This is a genomic window from Paenibacillus sp. FSL R5-0766, from assembly GCF_037971845.1.
Lineage (GTDB): Bacteria > Bacillota > Bacilli > Paenibacillales > Paenibacillaceae > Paenibacillus.
This window is the reverse complement of record NZ_CP150227.1, coordinates 3,179,768-3,200,593: the sequence shown is the minus strand read 5'-3', so window position 1 is coordinate 3,200,593 and position 20,826 is coordinate 3,179,768. Positions and strand designations below refer to the sequence as shown.

Here is a 20,826-nt window from a genome sequence, read left to right as displayed (position 1 = left end):
AACTACTTCTTGTTTAGATCTCTTATTCCTGCCAATTTGTTTGAATTTGGAAAGCTTAACGTCAAAAAAGCCGCCTCAAGGGCGGCTTGCTGCTGTGTATGTTCAACTTAATCTACTTTCGCACCATACGAGCGTACAAACAGAACAGCTTGTTCGCGATCCAAACGTACGCCTTTGATATCCAGCGATTTCAGATCGATTCCTTCCAGATTAGCCCCTCTAAGATCGGCCCCTTGCAGCTTGGCTCTGCTTAATATAACTCTGGTAAGATCACAGTCTCTCAAATCCGCTTTGGTGAAATCCGTGTCCGTAAAGTCAGCCTCAAAGAAACGAATTCCTCGCAGATCCTGTTTCCCCAAACGTGTATGTCTCAGATTGGTATAGGACCAATCGCCGTGACTTAGGGTGATGCCATCCATTTGCGCACCTGAAAAGTCTGAGCCTGTCATCTTGCAGGAGCTGAATTTGGAAGCAAAGAGATTCGCACCACCGAAGGTGCAATTTTCAAAAGCCGATTCCGTATGAATCGAACCATTCATGGAAGCCCCTTTGAAGTCACACTCGATAAAACGACAGTTACTCGTTTCGATTTCTTCCATAGAAGCGTTCATAAATGTACACTGCTTGAAAACACAGCTTATGAGTTCTCCATAGCGCAGATCACGTCCCTCAAAATGTACTGCTTCATATTCCTGATCCTTATATTGATACACTGGTTACACCCCACATTGTATATTTCTCCGTCTTCTTCATTAAAAGAACTTTTTATACTATACCACACCCCTGTCAAGTACCTGCTTAATCACACACAAAAGTCAAGTTACTTTTTTTATGAGAAAAATCTGAAAACTAAAAAAAGGGACACATAAAGCGCCCCTCCAGCTCACACTTTTAACCGTTCCAATGTGGGCTTATATATGTGAAACTCTTCAGTTAGCTGCTTTTTCTATTCGTATCTGAAAACATTACACCAGTTTTTTGGACATTCTGTACAGGGATAACGAAGGTTTATTGATTTCCCCTACTCTCTGGTATCCCAAACGCTCGTAGAGTTTAATAGCTAGTATATTTTCCTTTTTAACCGTAAGTGAAGATTTGGACAGACCTTGTGTTATAGCTTGCTCCTCAGCAAATTGAATGAGTCGTGTCCCTACACCAAGTCCTCTGCTTTCAGGCAAGGTAGCTAATGTTCCAATGTGGTACTCGTCGTTCTCCGCTTCTTTTAATGTCACCATGGAGTAGAACTCTTTCCAGTGTTGGAGATTATACTTGATCAGGCTCCATTTACGAAGTTCAAACAGCTTGGAGAACGTTGGTAAAGCAAGTTTGTTCATGATAGTGGTCGGATAACATACGATCATGCCCAGCGTTTGGTTACCCATTTTAGCTTCATAAGCATATTGGTGACTGAATCGGTTCTGATTCGAACGCCATAACTTGTTAAATGTTTTCTCTATAATGCCTTTATCCTTGGTACCTGCAAGCGAATAGGCCATATATTCAAGTGCCATCTGATTTAGCTGCCCGCCGACTAATGATTGTGGACTGGCTTTTGTTATGGAAATCTTATTCATCGCTGTCACTCCTCTAGGTAGCTGAAATTGAATTAAAGCTGGGCAGCAGGTTGGTTGAATGATAACCCCTCAACGATCACATTCACCGTATCAATGGTTAATCCGGTCAGCTGTTCCACATGCAATCTCACATTGTTTTGCAATTCCCTGCAGACTTCATGCACTTTCGTTCCATAACACACGACAACCTTTACGTTTATCTCCAGTCTTGATTCTACCTTGCGGATAGCTATGCCATTTTGCAGACTTTTCCCGCTCCACTTTTTGGTGATGCCTTCTACAAGTCCTGTCGACATGGAGGAAATCTCACTGGTAGTATTTGCAATCTTGCCGACAATTTTGGAGATCACATCATCCGATATTTGAATTTTTCCCAAAACATTTTGAATGGACATCCTAGGTCCCCCTCTTTGCGCCCGTATTTTTGATAGATAATATTATCATTTAATACAAATATAAATCATACGAAGTCCGATTTCAACTTTTGAATTCAGTCATCCACATTTCTACCTGTACATAGCAAAAAAACCGCGATCATCGCGGCTTCTTCTGGTCCATATTAAGGGGATTTTAATTGAATACGGACAGGAATGCAGGAAGATAACTCCCTATCTGTTCTGCCCTCTTCTGCTTGCTCTGTTTCTGCTTGCACGAGCCATTGCCTGCCAATTAACGTTTGTAGCAATTCAATCTCTTCTACGGTCAGTTGAATATGCTTCAGTGACAGTTCATCTTGAACGTAATCCCGATCCACCTTACGGTCAAACCGGAAATCGAGCAATCGCTTCAACCCGTTAATATGCAAAAACTTGAACTCATAACCTTGACGTATCGCCTTTTCCCAATCGTCTCCGATATCAGCTGCTGTCTGTAGTCTTTCATCAAAATCCATCGTGGATTCCTTAACCAGAGGCAACAACCGGGAATAGTCTCGACGTTGCAAACATTCAATAATCACTTCTTTTGATTCCCCGCTTGTCAGAACATTTTCTACAAGGAGGCCTACAGGAATGGACAGCTGAGTCTGACTCATTGCTCGCCCTCCTCATTCCCGAGGTACTGATTGAACCAGGCATTCACCTGTTCGAAGCTATCAATCCGAAGTGAAGGTTTACCGCTTTTCAGCAAACTGTGGTTGGAACCTGGATAACGAATCAGTTTGGTCTTTTTGCCATATCGTTTTAGCGTAGTATATAATTCCTCCGCTTGCGCAATCGGTGTCCGATAGTCCTGCTCTCCGTGCATGATCAGAAGTGGCGTCTCAATGTGATGTGCATGGGCAAGAGGTGAACGGGACCACAGGAATTCAGCGTTTTCCGCCGGATTACCACCAATGACTCCCTCGACATAGGAAATTCCAATATCGCTCGTTCCATACATGGACAACCAGTTGGAGATGCAACGCTGGGTTACAGCAGCCTTGAAACGGTGGGTATGCGCTACAATCCAGTTGGTCATCACTCCGCCATAACTGCCACCCGCTACACCCAGACGTGATGCATCAAGGAAATCGTATGTAGCCAGGGCATAATCAACAGCTTCCATCAGATCCCGGTAATCCCCTCCGGCAAAGTCACCACGGCAAGCTCTGGCAAACTCCTGACCGTATCCCATACTTCCGCGAGGATTGATCCACAGCACAGCGTACCCTTGCGCAACGAGTGTCTGCATTTCATGACTGTATGTACCCGTATACATCGCGTGCGGTCCACCATGAATCTGCAAAATCAATGGTAATTTCCCATTGGAGTCACGTATTGCCGGTGTGGCTAACCAACCTTGAAGCGGCCATCCATCAGAGGACTTAAACTCTACACGGACTGGCACATTTACAGCCAATTCAGCCATGAATTCATCATTTCGCCGGGTGAGTCTGAACATTTCACCACTGTCGATATCCACGCGATATAACTCTCCAGGGTGTTCAGCAGTCAACGCAGCGATTACCAGCGATGAACCATCTGGTGTTAAGGTATACTGATACACATCCTTCTCACCATCGCCCGTAACGGATTTACACTCTCCATTATCTTGAATATGATACACATCCACATTCCCGTTCTGTGTCCCAAGTACAAATACACCAAGTTCCGAATGCTTATTATCCGTGAGCGGAGAAGGAGACGCACCTGCTGACTTCATATCACCAAGCGCCGCGTTACCCAGCTGCATATCTACTTGAGGTGCGATTGGCCTGGGTATACCTCGATGAACGGGGACAGCGTATAAGCTGTTGTGGCTCCCACTTCCATACTCACGATCACTGGCGATCAGGATCAGCTGCTGCCCGTCGGGCGAATAGGAGAACTGGCTTATCGCCAGACTGGAATCCGTCACTTTGAAGAGATCACGCTCTCCCAATCGAACGCTGTATATATCCGTAAAGTACAGTAGATCTGCATCAAGTTCCTCATCCTCTACTTGCTTCGAAATGAAAGAAAGCTGCTTGCTATCTGGCGACCACGCTGGAGCACTGATATTCCATAGCCCGGAAGTCACCTGCGTGATCTCCCCGCTTTTACTCTCATATACAAACAACTGGCTGTATTGACCATCCCACCAGCCAGCCCCTTCAGCCTTCGGCGTTGTACGCTCAAAGACTTTACCTCGCAGTGCAGGTGCAGGCTCCTGTTGGACGTCAGCTTTCTTCTGTTGGTCCTCCGGTTGTACTTTGCTGGTAAACGCAATGTACTGTCCGTTCGGAGACCAGATATAACTCAATATTTTACGTGCGGGAGATATCAGCATGACTGGCTCTTTTTGATCTGAATGGAGCGTCCATAGTCCTTTGCCCCCATCCACTGAGCGAATGAATGTGAGTTGTGTGCCATCAGGCGACCAAGCAGGTGAGGAATCCTTTGTTCCATCCGAAAGTGCAATATCTTTATCACCATCGAGCGAAATTCCTCGAATTTGTGTGTTATATTCGTTTTTATCCTGATCTATGGTCTGTTCCACATAAGCTACTTGTCCGTTAGGACTGATCACCGGCTGACTGATCCAACGGTAGTGACTCAGATCCTCCGGCATAATTGGTCTTTGATTCATATTGATAGCTCCCTTCTCCGTTTATTTATGGGTTGTCTCCGTACGTGGATCAAGCACATCACGCAGCCAATCTCCAAGGAAAATAACACCGAGTACGGTAAATGTAATGGCTAGCCCCGGAAATGTAGCAACCCACCAGCTTGTAGCAACATATTGTCTGCCATCACTGAGCATCCCTCCCCAGGACACATCGGGTGGTTTGATACCCAGACCCAGAAAACTGAGTGAAGCTTCCATAATAATCGTTGTGCCGACATTCATACCGCAGATGACGATAAAGGATGAAAGGATATTCGGCAGAATGTGTTTCAGAATCAATCTTCCATTTTTCGCGCCAATTGATCTGGCCGCATGAACAAAATCCCGCTCCTTGATACTAAGAACCTCACTTCTTACCACACGGGTGAATGGAACCCAGTTCGTTACACCGATGACAAAGATCAGCGTTGTAATACCCGGACCAACAATCGCCATCACAACAAGCATGAACAGAATGGTTGGAATGGCCATGAATGCATCACCTACACGCATGATGACAGCATCCAGCCATTTCCCGTAGAATCCGGATACCAGCCCCAGAATCGCGCCAATGATTCCTGATACAATCACGGCACCCATCCCCACGATTAAGGAAACTCGAGCACCATATACAATTCGACTCCACATGTCTCTGCCGAGATTATCGGTACCCAGCCAGTATTCGGCCGTTCCGCCCTCAAGCCATGCTGGTGGTTTAAGTCGGTTGAGCGGATTCACCGCTGCCGGATCATGACTCGTCAATAGAGGTGCACCTATGGCAATTAACACAACCAACAATACAAGCACAGCACCAAACATTCCGGTCTTGCTGATGATCAGTTGTTGCCAGATATAACGAAATCCCGTTGGTGCACGCCCATGTTCCTGTTCTTTACCCGGAATTGGCATTTCATTGCTGCCTGTCATATGATTGCACCTCCTTCTAGTCGTATTTGATGCGCGGATCAAGTAGCCTGTAAGCTACATCCGTCAAGATGTTGATTACCACAACGATAAAGGCAATGACAAACACCGCTGCCTGTACAATCGCCATATCATGTGTGTTGACTGCAACGACCAGCAATTGCCCCAGTCCAGGCCAGGAGAATACCGTTTCTGTAATCAAAGTCCCCCCGATCAGACTTGTAAACTGCAAACTCATAATCGTTACGACAGGAATCAATCCGTTCCGAAACGCATGTTTCACAATGACAACCATTCGGCCAAGCCCCTTGCTGCGAGCTGTTCGAATATAGTCCTGGTTGAGAATCTCCAGCATGCTGGAACGAATCAGTCGGGTCATCTGCGCAGCCAGTCCAACGCCAAGTGTAAATGCCGGCAAGATCAGATGTGACAATCCTCCGCGACCGGATACCGGCAATACGCCCAGCATGACGGAGAACAAGAGGATAAGCATAATCCCCATCCAGAAGTTTGGCATCGCCTTACCAATAACGGATATTCCTGAAATAATGAGATCGGTAAACGTATTGCGTTTCACAGCTGAAATGACACCAAGTGGAACAGCCATAAGTACGGCAAAAAACATGGCCGCTACCGCCAGTTCAAAGCTGGCAGGCAACCTCTCCAGCACAAGCTCCAATGCAGGCTGATTGTAGCGAAAAGATTGACCAAAGTCTCCCTGTATTGCACTGCCCAGAAACTTCACGTATTGCGTATATAAAGGCTGGTCCAAACCAAGTGCCTGCGTCAAGACAGCACGATCTTCAGCGGTAGCCGTTTCAGGCAACATTAGCGCAACCGGATCACCGGTGACTCGAACCAAAATGAACACAATTAATGAAACAATGAACAGTACCGGAATGATCTGCAGTAATGACTTAAGTACGTATTTGCCCATTCCTTGTTCACCTCCCTTATTAAAAAGAACGGCAGGAACATGGTTATCCAGTCCCTGCCGTTCACGGCCTATCTTTTCAATGACCGGTGTTATACCCGATGTTACTGTGCAACAGGTGCAATCTCGTCAGCATAGAACATCTCGTCACTGCGCGGCGCGAAGTTCACTTTATCATTTGTTCCGTATACACCTTCCATTTGGTACAGATATACGGCTGGACGCTCTTCAGAGAAAATCTGTTGTACTTGCTGATACTCTTTCTCACGAGACGCAGGGTCCATGTTCACCAATGCAGATTGAAGCAGTTTCTCTACTTCAGGATTGTTGTAATCCGACTCACCTTTCGCTTCTTCCAACATATAACGATTGTAGTTATTCGAAGCATCGAACAAGGAGTTACCAATACCAATCATGAAGATTTCTTTGAATGATTTGGAGCTGTAACGTTCACTGAATGCACTTGCTTCCAGGACATCCAGGTTGATTTTGAATCCGGCTTGTTCCAGCATCGCTGCGACAACTTCAGCCTGTTCTTTGTACTGTGCGGAAACGGAGATGGTCATCTCAGCTTCACCTTCCGCATAGCCAGCTTCTTGCAGGAGTTGTTTGGCTTTTTCCTGGTCATAGAGTGACGTTTTGTACAATGAAGGATCAGCACCGAAGTTGCCTGGTGTTACGGATGTGCGGGTTACGATACCTGCTCCGCCGGCAATGCTGTCCACAATGCCTTGTTTGTCGATAGCCAGGTCAATGGCTTCACGTACTTTTGGATCAGCTGTGATACTGCCTTCTGTCTGACGGAAGATCAACTGAAGAACACGCTGGATTGGCGCTTTGACAATCTTCTTATCTGCTTCGCCTTCGATCCGGGCAATGTCAGTAGACGGAATGGAAGACGCAACATCTACACCACCAGCAAGCAATTCGGATACACGTGTGGAGGCTTCAGGAATAACGCGGAATACCACTTCATTCCATTTTGGTTCACCGTCGAAGTAGTTCTCGTTTTTCACCAGTTCCACACGATCATCTTTGGTCCATTTACTGAACTTATAAGGGCCTGTGCCTACCGGTTGTTTCAGGAAAGCATCGAATCCTTTATCTGCAATATATTTTGCTGGCAGAATGCCTGCTCCCATTTTGGACAGACGATTCAGGAGCAACGGATCTGGACCATCCGTGATGATGTCTACGGTATAGTCATCCACCACTTTAACTTCTACGATATTTTTGAAATAACTGTTTTGTTTCAGTGTCTCGTCCTTGGCTACGCGCTCCAGCGTGTATTTTACATCTGCTGAAGTGAATGGATCGCCATTGTGGAAGGTAACACCTTCACGCAGCTTAAATCTCCACGTTGTATCATCAACCTGATCCCATGATGTCGCAAGTCCCGCAACTTTTTTCTGTTCACTGTCATTTTTGATCAGATAATCAAAAACGTTGACCAGAACCGCCTCACTGGAAGTGTTGTTGTTATTGTGCGGATCGAAACTCTCAATATCGGTTGCTGCAGCAACGGTCAGTGTTGTACTTGCGCTTCCACTGCCCGTTCCTTCTGTTGCGGAACCATCATTTGTGCTTGTCGATTTTCCTCCGCAAGCGCTGAGTACCATTACGACTGCCAGTAACGTGATCCACAAGCCTGTCCATTGTCTTTTTTTCATTGTGATTGCTCCCCCTCAGAAGATGTATTCCGTACCAAAAATTCAAGTGCTACTGCAGACAACATGCCAACACCATAAGGCATCGCTGTCTCATCAAGATCAAACATGGGATGGTGGAGTGGATAGCGAGTACGTTCCTCATCATTCCCAGATCCTAGTCTGAAAAACACACCCGGAACCTGTTCACAATAAAAAGCGAAATCCTCGCCCCCTGTGGAGGGTTTGATATAAGTCCATCCCTTCTCCGCATTAACCTGATCACAAGTCTCTGTTAGCAGGTCAACCATGCCGAGATCATTCACGACAACAGGGTATCCATCGCCGTAGACAACTTCGCATCCAGCTCCGAAAGAATCGCAGACCCCTTTAACAACCTGCTCGATCAAAGCTGGCATCCGTTCACGAATGGCAGGTGAGAGTGTACGAACCGTACCGATCATCTCCACTTCCGGGGCGATGGCTGTTCCCATATAACCTCCGGTGATTTTGCCAATCGTGACTACTGCCGGTTCAAGTGGATCAACCATCCGACTGACGATATTTTGCAATGCGGTGATGACCTGAGCGGATACCGCGATCGCATCAATACCCTCATGCGGACGAGCTGCGTGCCCACCCTTGCCAAACACCTTGATAATCAAGGGATCAGCCGAGGCAAACGCAACGCCTTGACTTACACCCAGGGTTCCCGTGTTCTGTCCAGGTGTCATGTGTAATCCTGCGATGGCATCAACCTTCGGATTCTCCAGAACACCGTCCTGGATCATGGCTCTTGCCCCTGCAAGTCCCTCTTCCGCTGGCTGGAAAATGAATTTGATGTTGCCTGATTTCGGTCTTCCAAGACCAGTAAGCAGTTGGGCAGCTCCCATCAGGATGGAGGTGTGAGCGTCATGTCCACACAGATGCGCTTTGCCTTCCACTTGCGAGCGATATTCCACCGCTTTCTGATCCTGGATGGGCAGAGCATCCATGTCTGCGCGCAAGGCAAAGGTTGGTCCATCGGTCTCTCCGCGAAGCAGGCCTGTAACCCCGGTCTTTCCGACATTGCGTGTAACTTCGAGTCCCAGGCTTTCCAGATGCTCGGCTACGATAGCAGATGTGCGATGTTCCTCATAGCCGATTTCAGGATGCTGATGTAAATCTCTGCGCCAAGCGCTTAACTGGGCTTGTAGTGGCTGAGCCAGCTGTATTAGTTCTGAACGATTCATTTGCTGTCATTCCCTTCATTTTCTTCCGATTCAGAAACCAAACGGGCATAGATCGCGTCAGCCGAGAATTCGATATGTCTTTTCATCGTCTCCTTGGACTTGATGCTATCATGGGCTTTCAATGCTTGAAGAATCTCCATATGTACACCGTGATTGACGGAACGTATCCGGTCATCATAAGGCATCAAGTCCAGCGCCGGATTAATTTTGGTCCGAATCTGTCTGACGGCTCTCTCGCAGTATGGATTCCCCGAAGCCTTGGCGATGGTCAGATGAAATTTTACATCCAGTGCCCTGAACCATTCCCTTGTACAGTCCGGTTCTATGCTTTGTGCCATATAGCCATCAAGCAACTCCAGTTCGCCTGCGGTGATCCGCTCAGCAGCGAGAAAAGCTCCCTCTGGCTCGATGATGGTTCGAAATTCAAACACCTTCAGCATCTGTGACCAATCCCGTTTAATTTCTTCTCTCGTGCGCTTATGCGAATTGGCTGTCAGAGGCAGTACAAATGTTCCACCTTTGGCACCCACCCTTTTCTCAATCAAGCCTTTCTCTTCCAGTGAAGAGAGTGCCTCACGAACGGTAATGCGGCTTACGTTAAAAATCGCTGCCAGATCTCGTTCGGCTGGAAGCTGTTCTTCACTCATTAATTCTTTCAGAATAATGGCTTCTTCCAATTGTTCCCTAATGAATTCACTAACCTTTTTGGTAGATACTTTCTCAAAACGAAATGAAAACGTACTGGACATCTAAACACTCCGATCTGTATATGGTCTAGACCTTATACCATTAATATAATTCCGACTAAACTTATATGCAATACTTTTTTTTCAAGTAAATTCATATTTTTTTCTAACCACCTCCAAATTGAAGCATTTTGGCACAAAAAAGACGCATCTACACGCAGTAGATGCGTCTTGCCCTTCATTATTTACTCAGGTCATTACGATGATAGTACAACCTTTATCAGTTCCATATCTTCATTGAAGCCGGAGCTGCTGTCCATGCTTCATCAAGGCACGTAGAAGCTGAAATCAATTCATTACTGCTGGGATCAAAGCATTCCAATTCACTCCATTGACCTCTCCTTCGAATTGATAAACTGGCTGATAATAGCCTTTCGAATCGTAGGTGTAAGTCAGTTCATACTTGTCTACATTCAGTTCGTCCCCTTTTTTTAAGTTGTTATAGATCGAAAAGTTCCCCTTGAGAATTTCTTCGTATGCCTCAGCTGGACTGATAATATCAACCACTCGTACATAAATATTTTTATTCATAAAATAAAATAAATTCTGCGGAATCATAGGTTCTGCTGATGGGACAATCATAATTAGTCCGGTATCATAATCGCTGTCACCCTTTGCGATATCTGTTACTGTTTTTCCGATATCCCATCGAACCGTGTCTCCATTTTGTGTGCTGAATATCGCTTTCTGAGGCAATAAGCCATTCTGAAACAACCAGCTGCCATACTCTTCTCCTTGTTTGATTAAATCATCCGGCTCTACAGGAGTGCTTGTTTCGATAGTAGATGACAGCGACCATGTACCACTATTCACGTCATAATTAAATATATATTCTTCCCCTGCATTGTCAACAAAACTCCAAACTCGGTTGTATCCATCAATAGATATGCTACCTTTCTGATGTAATTCAAAATAATCCTTCATTAAAGAGGAAACTCGTTTGGCATATTCCATGTTGTGAATTTCACTGCTGTGATAAAGAGACACTTTCTCGGCCTCATCCGGTAACTTTGTGTTGAGCGTTACTTCGACTTGATTCATATTTTGAGAAATAGCTGGACGGATGGAGAGATTACCAAGTTCTTTGTTGTAATAAATGATAAAAGCACTAGAAAAAAGCAGCGTAAAAACTAATGGTATGCAGAGTGCCTTCGATAGTGACCTTACGGTGATCTTTCTTTGCTCAATACTGTCGAGGATGGCTCTCATCAACAAATATCCTGCAATACTGCCGAGTGTATTATGTAGAATATCATCAAGTTCAAATATTCCCCTGCCGGTGATCATCTGAAAAATTTCGATACTCAGCGTTACCAACAGCGATATGAGTAACACAGGCTTAACGTGACGCGTTTTCATTCCGATATGCGGAAGTATGAAACCGAGTGGTGCGAACATCAACATGTTAAAAATGATGAGTTGGAATTCGCTCACCGACCATTTATTCCATGCGTTTATATAGCCACTGAATAGCTCTAAATTGATCCAACTCTCATAATTAGCTCCTCTGCTAAATGTGGTTAATGTCATGACAATGACAAACCAACCCAAGATCAAAAATGACGCTATAAATTGCCTACTGGTTATGCTTCTTTTACCCCCTCTTTTCCTGTATACAATGTATACTGAATAAGTAATACCGATTACAACAACTCCCGCGGCCAATGCAATAGCTAAGATAGGTAATAATCTGCCTATAACTTGTATTAAATCCATTTGTTACCCCTCCATTTGTTCATTATCAGCATCTTGTTTGTTTAAAGTATAATCACTGTTGGTTTTATCTCCTATTTATCTATCTTTCACGAATCTTTCAAAAATGTAAGATTGCATGAACAAAAAAAACCCTCTGTCCCCAAATAACAGGACAAAGGGTTCTGTAATCTATTGTTGTATATCTTTTCTATGCTTCGCTAGCGTTATTCAGGTATACAGCCTTGCCTGTGCGAGCAGATTCATAGAGTGCTTCCAGGATCTGAGATACAACCAGCGCTTGTTTTGGTGTAACAACTGGCTCCTGATCGTGCTCAATCGCTTCAATCCACTTTCTCATCTCGACATCCGGTGCGCTCTCGCTCTTACCGTCGTAGAAAGCTACCCCGCCTGCACTCAGTTCAATCTCATTGGTGTATAGACGGCTGAATTTCTCACCATTGATGCGCAGTCCGTTCTTCATGTCCGCACCCGCTTCGCTACCGCTCAAGCTACATTTCGCCTCATCCACATCCAGTGAGTTCAGTGCCCAACTGGATTCCAGCATGATCGTTGCCCCATTCTCCATCACAATCATGCCAAAGGCCGAGTCTTCTACGGAGAATTGTTTTGGGTCCCATGGGCCCCAGGCATTGGCCGCATTTTCACGTTGCGAAAGCTCATGATAGGTCGTACCCAGCACAACTTTTGGTTGATAGTTATCCATCATCCAGAGCGTCAGATCGAGTGCGTGCGTACCAATATCGATCAATGGACCGCCACCTTGTTTCTCCTCATCCAGGAAAACACCCCAAGTCGGTACTGCTCTACGTCTAATTGCATGTGCTTTGGCAAAATAAATATTACCCAGGTCACCAGCTTCGCACACCTTCTTCAAATACTGACTGTCTTCTCTGAAACGGTTGTTGTATCCGATGGTCAATTTCTTGCCGGTACGCTCCGCCGCTTCCAGCATGAGCTGTGCTTCAGCAGATGTCTTCGCCATTGGCTTTTCACACATCACGTGTTTGCCTGCCTCCAGAGCAGCAATAGAAATCTCGGCATGAGAAATATTCGGTGTAAGCACATGCACAATATCCAAAGACTCATCCTTGAGCAATTCCTGATAATCCGTGTAGACTTCGGCTTCAGTAGTGCCATATTTCTGTTTGGCTTCATCCGCACGTTCCTGAACGATATCACAGAAAGCCACCAGTTCAACATTATCTAATTTACTCAGACTCGGCAGATGTTTGCCATTCGCGATTCCACCACAGCCAATAATTCCGATACGATATACTTTACTCATATATATTCACCCTCACTTAAGTATTGGTTGTTTCATTTTACGAAAAGCCGACGGGGTCATCCCCAGACGTTTGCGAAATACAGCATGCAAATAGTTGGCATTATTGAATCCTGAAGCAAGAGCGATCTGTTCAATGGATACGTTACTTTCTTCCAGATTGCGGCACACGGCGCGCAGACGAATATCCTCCAGCACACGGCTGAACGGCATCTCCGGCTGTACTTGGTAGAAGATTCGCTGCAATTGTCTGCTGCTGATATGAAGTTTCTCAGCTACATGCTCCAGCGTGACCACTGTAGGGTGATTCGCTTCCATATACTGCACTGCATACTCATAACGATACACCGACATATCCCGCACAGGGGCTTCTGGTCGATTCCCCCCGGTGTCGTATGCTCGCACGGTTTTGAGTAATATGCTGATAACCAGTTGCTTGATCGACGTATAATAACCTAACAATTTCTGATCACATGCCTCATAGGCTTCCAAAAAACAATGCATCGCCCGATGATAATCATTCACCGGAGTAAGCGGAAGCGTTCTCAGCTTTTCAATCGTTTCCTCGGATTCTGCTGCTTCCCAGGGATCGACATGTTCTCTTGGCTTGTGAACGATATCCACATGAAGACATAGTTCATCCATGTCCTCTTTGGCATCCGCCTCCTGATAATGAACGACACCCGGTCCAGTCAAATACAGCATTCCTTCAGAGAGAGCATGTGTCTGATCATCGAGTATAACTTTGCCTTTACCTCTCGGGATAAAATGAAACTCAAACTCCGCATGATTATGGAAATCCACAACTCGGCCCGCTGGAAAAGAAGTCAGATGAAATCGCATCACGCGAATCTCATAATGTCCCCAAACCATTAGAATATCCAGTCTCTCCAGGAGATCCTGCCGTTCAAGCATTTTCTCATAAGGATACAGGCTCAAGATGCACACCTCCTTGTTTAACCTATATAAACTGAACTACAGAATATTTACACTTGCCACTACGATGACAGAATAACCTTCCAATCGCTGTTATCCCCAGATTTTTTGATTCCTTTTTTAAAGGGGGAAATCCGGGGATAAAGGCGACCGCTCCGCTTTTTCAGGTTATTTCTGTCCTCTCCGTTCATGTGTAATGTTTAGTTCAATTTATATAGTCTTTCAACATTGAACCTATCCCTTTAACTCACTTAGTGTAATTCTGCGCCCTTCCTTGGCCGAGAGATTTGCAGCTTCCATCAACCGGGTTAGCGCCATAGCGATCTGCACGTTTTCGGTTGCATCCGTATCATTCTGTATATGTGCAACCCATTGATTGAATGCGCTTTCTCTTTGATCTGCCAAAGGGAGTTCTGTCCACTCTTGATACTGTCCCTGTGCTGCTTTTGTACGAATCAATAACTTGTCATCAGGTGTTCCATACAGAAGTGTACCTTCCGTACCATGAACCTCAATCGTAAACGGAGAATGGCTGTTCACAAAACCAGCTTCAACAACGCCGACTGCTCCGGAATCCGTAAACAAGGTTGCAACTGCATTATCTTCCACTTCTTTGCCTGTAATATATCCGAAGTTCGCATTAACCGCTGTTACTTCCTGATCCAGAAACAATTTGGCAAGATACATGGGATGGCAACCCAGATCAATCAGTGCCCCGCCCTGACAATCCTTCAGATCATAAAAGTGTTCAGGCAACCAGTTGGAAATTGCTCCATCATGCGATAAACGCGCTCTAACATAAGTCACTTTGCCAAGTAATCCTTGGTTAAGTACATCCTGAATCGTTAACGTATACCCTGCATTCAGACGTGGTAAGGATACTGTCATTTTGACTTTGTTTGCCTTTACCACATTAAGGATTCTGTTGGATTCCGCCTGTGTTGGTGCAATAACCTTCTCCGTGAAAATGTGTTTACCTGCTTTTGCAGCAGCGGTGATCACTTCTTCATGAATGCGGGTTGGCGCATCTACAATAACGGCATCGATGTCATCCTTGGCCAGCATATCTTCGAGTGAAGCATAGAACGGTACGTTTAAATGTTCAGCCGCTTCCTGCCCCCGCTTGGCATCGTCATCCCACACAGCGGCGATGACTGTATCCTCATGTTCCTGTGCCTGCTTGATGTAATCCCATGCGTGAACATGCCACAAGCTAATTTTTCCAATTCGAATGGTCAATGTGTCTTACCTCCATACTATATAATATTCTGACATTTATCTATAAGTTATCACAGACTTAATCTATTTTTAATAGAAACTCACGACAATAAATGTATAAAATCACGACATGAATGTTATTAGATATTTATACATCGGAATCGTGTACATAAGCAGATCGCATGATAAATCTCGTTATTACACAGAATGGTATACTGGCCTGATCATTAGGGCCTAGTCCACAGAAGATATTCTTTCAATTCCAATAAGATGTTTATTTATTGTTGGATTTACGTCCAAATTGAAGAGCATAAAGTACTGCTATTACAACGACTATTAAAGCCAGCGCCAGCAATATGTTACTGTACACAAAAGCAACCTTATCATGAACAAACGGATTAAAGTGAACAGTAGTTGCTCCACCGTCAAGTAGCTTACCAATCGCAGTCGTGGATACTGCTGCTGCAATAAAGTTAAACATCGATAACAATCCCATACCGATTCCGACCTCATCTTTGGGCAAAGTTCGTGAGATGGTGTTTGACATAGCAATTTGTATATAAGATTGACCCAGTACACCTAAGGTAAGGAATATTTGAATATACGTAGGTGACATCCCCACGACTGACGATAGAATAATGAAACCTCCAGCAAGAAGTGTTGATGCGATATACAGTAGAAATGGATTCCCTTTCTCATCCGCTAATTTTCCACCCTTACGTCCAAGAATGGCGGTAATAAGAGCTGAAGGTAACATAATGAGCCCGATTGATGCAGGTGACAGACCATTAACATCCGACAACATGAGCGGTGTCAGGAATGGAATGCCGAATCCAACAGCGACTAATACAAATGCAATCGCCATCCCTATAGAATATTGTTTATTTTTAAAGATCGCTGGATTCACAAAGGGGACAGAAGCATAGCGAATTCGAATGATAAACAAAACTAGGATAACTAATCCAGTTACTAACAACCACATATTGGATTGTGTAAGTGCGAGTAAGAATGTAGCAACCGTTCCTGCCAATAAAATTCCGCCAATGTAATCAATCTTTTCGTTTGTCACTGGCTCATCATCCAGATACTTTCTATACAAGGGTAATGTGATAAGAGAAAGCAGAGGTATGACAAAGAGAAATTTCCAATTTAAAGCACTTGAGACAAATCCCGCGATAATTGGACCAAGTGCTGCTCCAAGAGCCGTACCTATTGCAGAGGTTCCCAAAGCGCGCCCACGCTTCTCAGGTGAAAAAAAACGAACAGGAATTATCATAGCCAACGCAGGTATCACAGCCGCACCAGCGGCTTGCAAGATACGTGCAACGATGATCATCCAATATTGTGTAGCAACTACTCCCACAAGAGATCCAACTGTCAGAAGTAACAGACCAAACGTAATTAAACTTTTAATACTAAATTTATCTGTCAGTTTCCCATAGGTAACTGTACCTATCGCATACACAATCAAATAGCCTGAAACAATCCAAGTTACTTGTGATGCAGTGAGTTGGAATTCTTTGCTGATTACTGGCAAGACCACATTAAACATGGTACCGTTCATAACTGAAATGATAAGTGTGAAGACTAGCACACGCAGTAAAAGTGGGCCTGTTTCATTTGTTGTAGCAGCTTTGGTGTTCATATCATTTTCCCCGATTCTTTGTATGCATTGAATGAATAATCAAATGACAGTCAGTACTTACTGTAATTTTGTTGAAAAAAAACTAGGGAGTTAACGCCCTAGAAAACATCCATACAGTCTCTTTAATTATATCTTCCAATGAGAGGGTTGGAAAATTAGATTGTTCATCTAGATGATTTATAAACGTACCATAATTCAGTGCCATGAAAGAAAAAGCTTGTAATTCAGGATTCGTTTCTATCAACTTCCCTTTGTCATACATAGCCTTAAAATAATCAGTTAATACCTCCATTAGTTGACGAGGATGTTTTATTGTTCGTTCTCTGAAACCAGGTAAATTATCTTCTTCTTTTAAGCTAATCATAATCATTTTTCGATTACGATTCATAATTTCATGATATGTTCTACAGATCAACAACAAGTCCGTTTGTAGATCCCATACTAACCTTTCATTAAATATCTTTGCCATTTCTTCTGAGTAGTGATAATGGTCAAAAGCTGTTTCTAATAAGTTTTGTTTCGTCCCAAATTGTCGAAATAATGTTTTCTCACTTAAACCAGCAGTAGTGGCAATTTCTTGAGTTGTTACAGAGCTATAACCTTTTCTCGAAATTAAATCGATAGCAGCCGTCATTAATTTCTCCTTGCTGCTTAATTTTGTATTGTTAGACAACTTGATTCCTCTTTTCATTGATTCCTCTTTTCAAAGAATGTCAGTGATCACTGTCGTTTATGCTATAGTATCTAAAGACAAAAAAATTGTCAAACAAAAATAGACCATATTATAATTAGTCCATACAAGGAGAGAAATTCGGTTGAACTCTAAAGAAATAAAGATTATCCGTTCACAGTTATTGGGAAACTCTTACCCAAATTAGAATGTGGGGTATGGAGTTATCAAGAAGAACTTTACGAGCAACTATATTGTTTTACTTAAAAAATAATTCTGAAATTGGTGCTGTAGATACAAAGTTATATTCGAATTCAAAATTCAAAGATGAAACTGCAATATTTTTTGATTTGATATCCCCAATTAGAAGAAAACATCCAAAAACCTCCTGTCCACACTACCGTGAACAGGAGATTTCTATAGTTATGATGTTCAAAAATCAACTCACCGTAACGCATACCCTTGTGTAACAATCTTGTACCCAGATACCGTCTGGCTTTGCCCCTCCAACGTGTTCTTAACCCGTTCCAGCACATCGCTCTCATAAACGGAGGCAGTTTCGAATCCAGTTTGCACGTTCAACTCAACGGGTTCGGAGTTTAGATTATACCAGCGAGCAATCAAATCTCCTGTTTCCTCTGCGATCTTCAGTGTGGAGAAAGCTAGTGACGAACCTTGTGCATTCCATGCCAGCCATTGCTTCGACAGAGGCAGTTCAACCTTTTTCCCATCAGTTCCGGCATGACTTTCTCGCTCAAACGTGCGTGCTAGTGCCCCTAGCTGTACAGTCGTCCACGGAATCGGATACACGTATGCGGATGCACATGCACCTGACTGTGCCGCATCACCTGCAAATGGAATAATCGCATATTCCACACTCTGAGGTCCCAGACATTGGGCTTCCGGTGTTTCAAACACACCCCAATCTCCCAGTTCCGAAGAGGCACGCAGCAGCGTAACCGCAATCGTACTGCCCTCTTCATGCTGTAAAATCTCGTACTCATTCAGCCCTTTGTTTGCAATCATCAAGCCATGATCACCATCGGTCACATGTACAAACGCTTGCTGATGCTGCGCATTACTCGGATTCACCCATTCTTTGGCTGGTGTATTGGAACGTTTCGCAATTTCAAAGATGGAATCTGCATAATGATCCTCTGTCACCAGTCCTGATGGAAAGAGTGCGCGCAGTCGATGATCCTTGGCCAGATTGTTAAAGTCAGATTTTACCTTGACCATATTACTGCCCGCTTCCAACGTATACGTTGTCGTGATCACCAACGGAACAGTGTTCTTGACTCGCTGTGCCTTCCGTTCTGTAAAAGGAACCATTTGGCGCTTCTCCAGCTCGAACAGTTCATCTGCTCCAGCAGGAATATCCCAGCGTAATACACTTTCCATGACCACCCGATACGGAGACTGCTCCACAATCCGCAGGTCTGCCTTCAGATGCTCCGTGGTCAGCGTTGTCTCTCCATCAGGCTGACGATAGACATATTCATTGCCGATATCACCAGTATTCTCATATGAATTCAATCCCCTGTATACAGCACCTGAGACCTTATCTTCAATTGTTGCCGTTCCATTCTCTTCAACCGTCACCCGCAATCGACCGTTCTCCATCATCATTCCCTGAACCTGGATGAGTTCGCTCATATCGGGCACTTCAGCAATCTCTGCTTGCTTCTCGACTGGAATGAGAGCATACGTCTTATAACCTAGAGAAGGTACATCCGCCTCTTGGAAAGTCACTCTTACTTTACGAGCCATATAGGGCTGTCGGAAACGATCCTTCGGAAGTTCATAGCCAAAATGCGCCCCCAGATCCTTGATTTCTGCCGAATATGTGCGTCCATCCGAATCGACCAGCTGATACACTGGCAGTGCATCTTTTTCCACTTTCTGCGCAAGTGCCTGAGGGTTAGGACCCTCTGGGAAAAATGCTTTGTCCACAATCAGGTCCATCTCAATGATTCCATTTCGATTCCAACCACTCGTGTTAAACACAGTGAACGGCACCGCTTCCTCTCCCCAAGCCTCAGCAGGTTGGACATGAATGGACTCAGCAATCGCTTGCGCGCTCTGGAAAACCAATTTTTCTGCAAGCTGTCTGCTCTTAGCAAAGCGGGTAACCATCTCACGGTGAACCTCATCCACACTGCATCCGCAGATGCTATCATGTGGGTGGTTCTGCATCAGCATCTTCCATGCATGTGTCAATAGATGATGCGGATAATCTTTTACCCCAGCTATATGGGCCATGGCGGCGAGTGGTTCGGCTACTTTTTCAAGCAACATCTGCCCCTGCTGATTCAACTGTTTCAGATAAACCCGTGCGGATGCCGTATTCACCAGTGTTCCCCAACCATCCGTGTGCTGACTGCGAAGCTCGCCTTCAATGGTCGCCAGATGCTCAGGCACATCCTTCGTAACCGCTTCAATGTAATCGTCAAAATTGGAGTGGATAAATTCTACATCAGGATACAACGCAGCCGCCGTACGTAAAGCCTCGGGCAGATCCGTCTGGATCGGCTGATGATCACAACCATTCATGAACAACAGATGTGGAGTCGAGGCAAACTTCTCGGCATCCGCCAGATTTTTATCCCAATAGGCTCGGGCTTTCTCCGAATCAACCGGAACCTCCATCCCATTGCAGTACCAATTCGCGAACAAAATGCCGAGCACTTCCGAGCCATCCGGCGAACGCCAGATCATCTCGGAATAGGGAGATTCGTAACTATCCGCATCAACCACGGCATTATTGAATCCGGTAGGCTTTACCCCGCGCCCGAAGATTGCGTTATGAATGTCCGCCTGTTGCAGAATCTGCGGTGCCTGTCCCATATTGCCGAACGAGTCTGGGAAGTATCCCGTCTTGGATATCACGCCCAAAGGTCGAGCATCACGATGACCGATGAGCAGATTACGCAAGTTGGCCTCGCTGCTGGTCAGAAACTCATCCTGTAACACATACCATGGACCAAAATGTATGCGTCCTTCACGAATATAACGGTCGAGCCTCTCCTGCTGTTCGGGACGAACCTGCAAATAATCTTCACGAATAATCGTCTGCCCATCCAGATGGAAATAGCGATATTCCGGGTCCTGATCAAGCGTGTCCAGCAGTTTATCCATCAGCTCAATGAGCAGTACATGATGGTGTTCATAAGGCATATACCATTCGCGGTCCCAATGGGTATGCGAGATGAGATGTGCCGTCTTTTTGGTTGTCAT

The 20,826-nt window shown here is 44.9% G+C and carries 17 protein-coding genes; all 17 read right to left on the bottom strand.

The window, feature by feature from the left end; all coding sequences use genetic code 11:
• Nucleotides 1–107: 107 nt before the first annotated feature.
• Nucleotides 108–713 carry a pentapeptide repeat-containing protein gene (locus MKY66_RS13920; RefSeq protein WP_076211853.1) on the bottom strand — a complete coding sequence of 202 codons (606 nt, stop codon included), beginning with the start codon at nucleotides 711–713 and terminating at the stop codon, nucleotides 108–110.
• 252 nt (nucleotides 714–965) lie between these two features.
• On the bottom strand, nucleotides 966–1,574 hold the full coding sequence (locus tag MKY66_RS13915) for an N-acetyltransferase (RefSeq protein WP_076211851.1): 609 nt from the start codon (nucleotides 1,572–1,574) through the stop codon (nucleotides 966–968).
• Nucleotides 1,575–1,606: 32 nt separating this feature from the next.
• Nucleotides 1,607–1,969: an Asp23/Gls24 family envelope stress response protein gene (locus MKY66_RS13910; protein ID WP_076211848.1), complete on the bottom strand. Its 363-nt coding sequence runs from the start codon at nucleotides 1,967–1,969 to the stop codon at nucleotides 1,607–1,609.
• 164 nt (nucleotides 1,970–2,133) lie between these two features.
• On the bottom strand, nucleotides 2,134–2,607 hold the full coding sequence (locus MKY66_RS13905) for a hypothetical protein (protein ID WP_076211846.1): 474 nt from the start codon (nucleotides 2,605–2,607) through the stop codon (nucleotides 2,134–2,136).
• Entirely contained in the window at nucleotides 2,604–4,622 is a 2,019-nt protein-coding gene (locus MKY66_RS13900; RefSeq protein WP_076211844.1) for a S9 family peptidase, read from the bottom strand. Before MKY66_RS13900 ends, MKY66_RS13905 begins: the two co-directional genes overlap by 4 nt.
• A gap of 21 nt (nucleotides 4,623–4,643) precedes the next feature.
• Nucleotides 4,644–5,549, bottom strand: a complete 906-nt coding sequence (locus MKY66_RS13895; protein WP_076212125.1) for an ABC transporter permease — start codon at nucleotides 5,547–5,549, stop codon at nucleotides 4,644–4,646.
• Nucleotides 5,550–5,583: 34 nt separating this feature from the next.
• On the bottom strand, nucleotides 5,584–6,501 hold the full coding sequence (locus MKY66_RS13890) for an ABC transporter permease (RefSeq protein WP_017688654.1): 918 nt from the start codon (nucleotides 6,499–6,501) through the stop codon (nucleotides 5,584–5,586).
• Nucleotides 6,502–6,602: 101 nt separating this feature from the next.
• Entirely contained in the window at nucleotides 6,603–8,168 is a 1,566-nt protein-coding gene (locus tag MKY66_RS13885) for an ABC transporter substrate-binding protein (protein WP_076211842.1), read from the bottom strand.
• Nucleotides 8,165–9,376: a M20 family metallopeptidase gene (locus tag MKY66_RS13880; protein WP_076211841.1), complete on the bottom strand. Its 1,212-nt coding sequence runs from the start codon at nucleotides 9,374–9,376 to the stop codon at nucleotides 8,165–8,167. The genes MKY66_RS13885 and MKY66_RS13880 overlap by 4 nt, the downstream gene beginning before the upstream one ends.
• The gene (locus MKY66_RS13875) at nucleotides 9,373–10,125 is read right to left on the bottom strand and encodes an FCD domain-containing protein (RefSeq protein WP_076211839.1); all 753 of its coding nucleotides are present in this window, start codon (nucleotides 10,123–10,125) and stop codon (nucleotides 9,373–9,375) included. Before MKY66_RS13875 ends, MKY66_RS13880 begins: the two co-directional genes overlap by 4 nt.
• Before the next feature lie 285 nt (nucleotides 10,126–10,410).
• A complete protein-coding gene (locus tag MKY66_RS13870) occupies nucleotides 10,411–11,838 on the bottom strand; it encodes a VanZ family protein (RefSeq protein ID WP_076211837.1) in 1,428 nt (475 codons plus the stop codon).
• A 187-nt stretch (nucleotides 11,839–12,025) separates the two neighbouring features.
• A complete protein-coding gene (locus MKY66_RS13865) occupies nucleotides 12,026–13,123 on the bottom strand; it encodes a Gfo/Idh/MocA family oxidoreductase (protein WP_076211835.1) in 1,098 nt (365 codons plus the stop codon).
• A gap of 12 nt (nucleotides 13,124–13,135) precedes the next feature.
• Nucleotides 13,136–14,059 (bottom strand): helix-turn-helix domain-containing protein, encoded by a 924-nt coding sequence (locus MKY66_RS13860; protein ID WP_240767998.1) that lies wholly within the window; start codon nucleotides 14,057–14,059, stop codon nucleotides 13,136–13,138.
• A 231-nt stretch (nucleotides 14,060–14,290) separates the two neighbouring features.
• Nucleotides 14,291–15,295 (bottom strand): Gfo/Idh/MocA family oxidoreductase, encoded by a 1,005-nt coding sequence (locus MKY66_RS13855; RefSeq protein ID WP_076211833.1) that lies wholly within the window; start codon nucleotides 15,293–15,295, stop codon nucleotides 14,291–14,293.
• Between the two features lie 253 nt (nucleotides 15,296–15,548).
• The gene (locus MKY66_RS13850; RefSeq protein ID WP_076211832.1) at nucleotides 15,549–16,919 is read right to left on the bottom strand and encodes an MFS transporter; all 1,371 of its coding nucleotides are present in this window, start codon (nucleotides 16,917–16,919) and stop codon (nucleotides 15,549–15,551) included.
• Nucleotides 16,920–17,001: 82 nt separating this feature from the next.
• On the bottom strand, nucleotides 17,002–17,592 hold the full coding sequence (locus MKY66_RS13845; protein WP_256704246.1) for a TetR/AcrR family transcriptional regulator: 591 nt from the start codon (nucleotides 17,590–17,592) through the stop codon (nucleotides 17,002–17,004).
• A gap of 441 nt (nucleotides 17,593–18,033) precedes the next feature.
• Complete coding sequence (locus MKY66_RS13840) at nucleotides 18,034–20,826, bottom strand: alpha-mannosidase (protein ID WP_076211827.1); 2,793 nt, start codon at nucleotides 20,824–20,826, stop codon at nucleotides 18,034–18,036.

Coding starts and splice junctions, on each gene's coding strand:
- MKY66_RS13880 (WP_076211841.1), bottom strand. CDS start 9,376: ATGAATCGTTCAGAACTAATACAGCTGGCTCAGCCACTACAAGCCCAG.
- MKY66_RS13910 (WP_076211848.1), bottom strand. CDS start 1,969: ATGTCCATTCAAAATGTTTTGGGAAAAATTCAAATATCGGATGATGTG.
- MKY66_RS13915 (WP_076211851.1), bottom strand. CDS start 1,574: ATGAATAAGATTTCCATAACAAAAGCCAGTCCACAATCATTAGTCGGC.
- MKY66_RS13900 (WP_076211844.1), bottom strand. CDS start 4,622: ATGAATCAAAGACCAATTATGCCGGAGGATCTGAGTCACTACCGTTGG.
- MKY66_RS13890 (WP_017688654.1), bottom strand. CDS start 6,501: ATGGGCAAATACGTACTTAAGTCATTACTGCAGATCATTCCGGTACTG.
- MKY66_RS13870 (WP_076211837.1), bottom strand. CDS start 11,838: ATGGATTTAATACAAGTTATAGGCAGATTATTACCTATCTTAGCTATT.
- MKY66_RS13895 (WP_076212125.1), bottom strand. CDS start 5,549: ATGCCAATTCCGGGTAAAGAACAGGAACATGGGCGTGCACCAACGGGA.
- MKY66_RS13905 (WP_076211846.1), bottom strand. CDS start 2,607: ATGAGTCAGACTCAGCTGTCCATTCCTGTAGGCCTCCTTGTAGAAAAT.
- MKY66_RS13840 (WP_076211827.1), bottom strand. CDS start 20,826: ATGACAACCAAAAAGACGGCACATCTCATCTCGCATACCCATTGGGAC.
- MKY66_RS13865 (WP_076211835.1), bottom strand. CDS start 13,123: ATGAGTAAAGTATATCGTATCGGAATTATTGGCTGTGGTGGAATCGCG.
- MKY66_RS13875 (WP_076211839.1), bottom strand. CDS start 10,125: ATGTCCAGTACGTTTTCATTTCGTTTTGAGAAAGTATCTACCAAAAAG.
- MKY66_RS13850 (WP_076211832.1), bottom strand. CDS start 16,919: ATGAACACCAAAGCTGCTACAACAAATGAAACAGGCCCACTTTTACTG.
- MKY66_RS13885 (WP_076211842.1), bottom strand. CDS start 8,168: ATGAAAAAAAGACAATGGACAGGCTTGTGGATCACGTTACTGGCAGTC.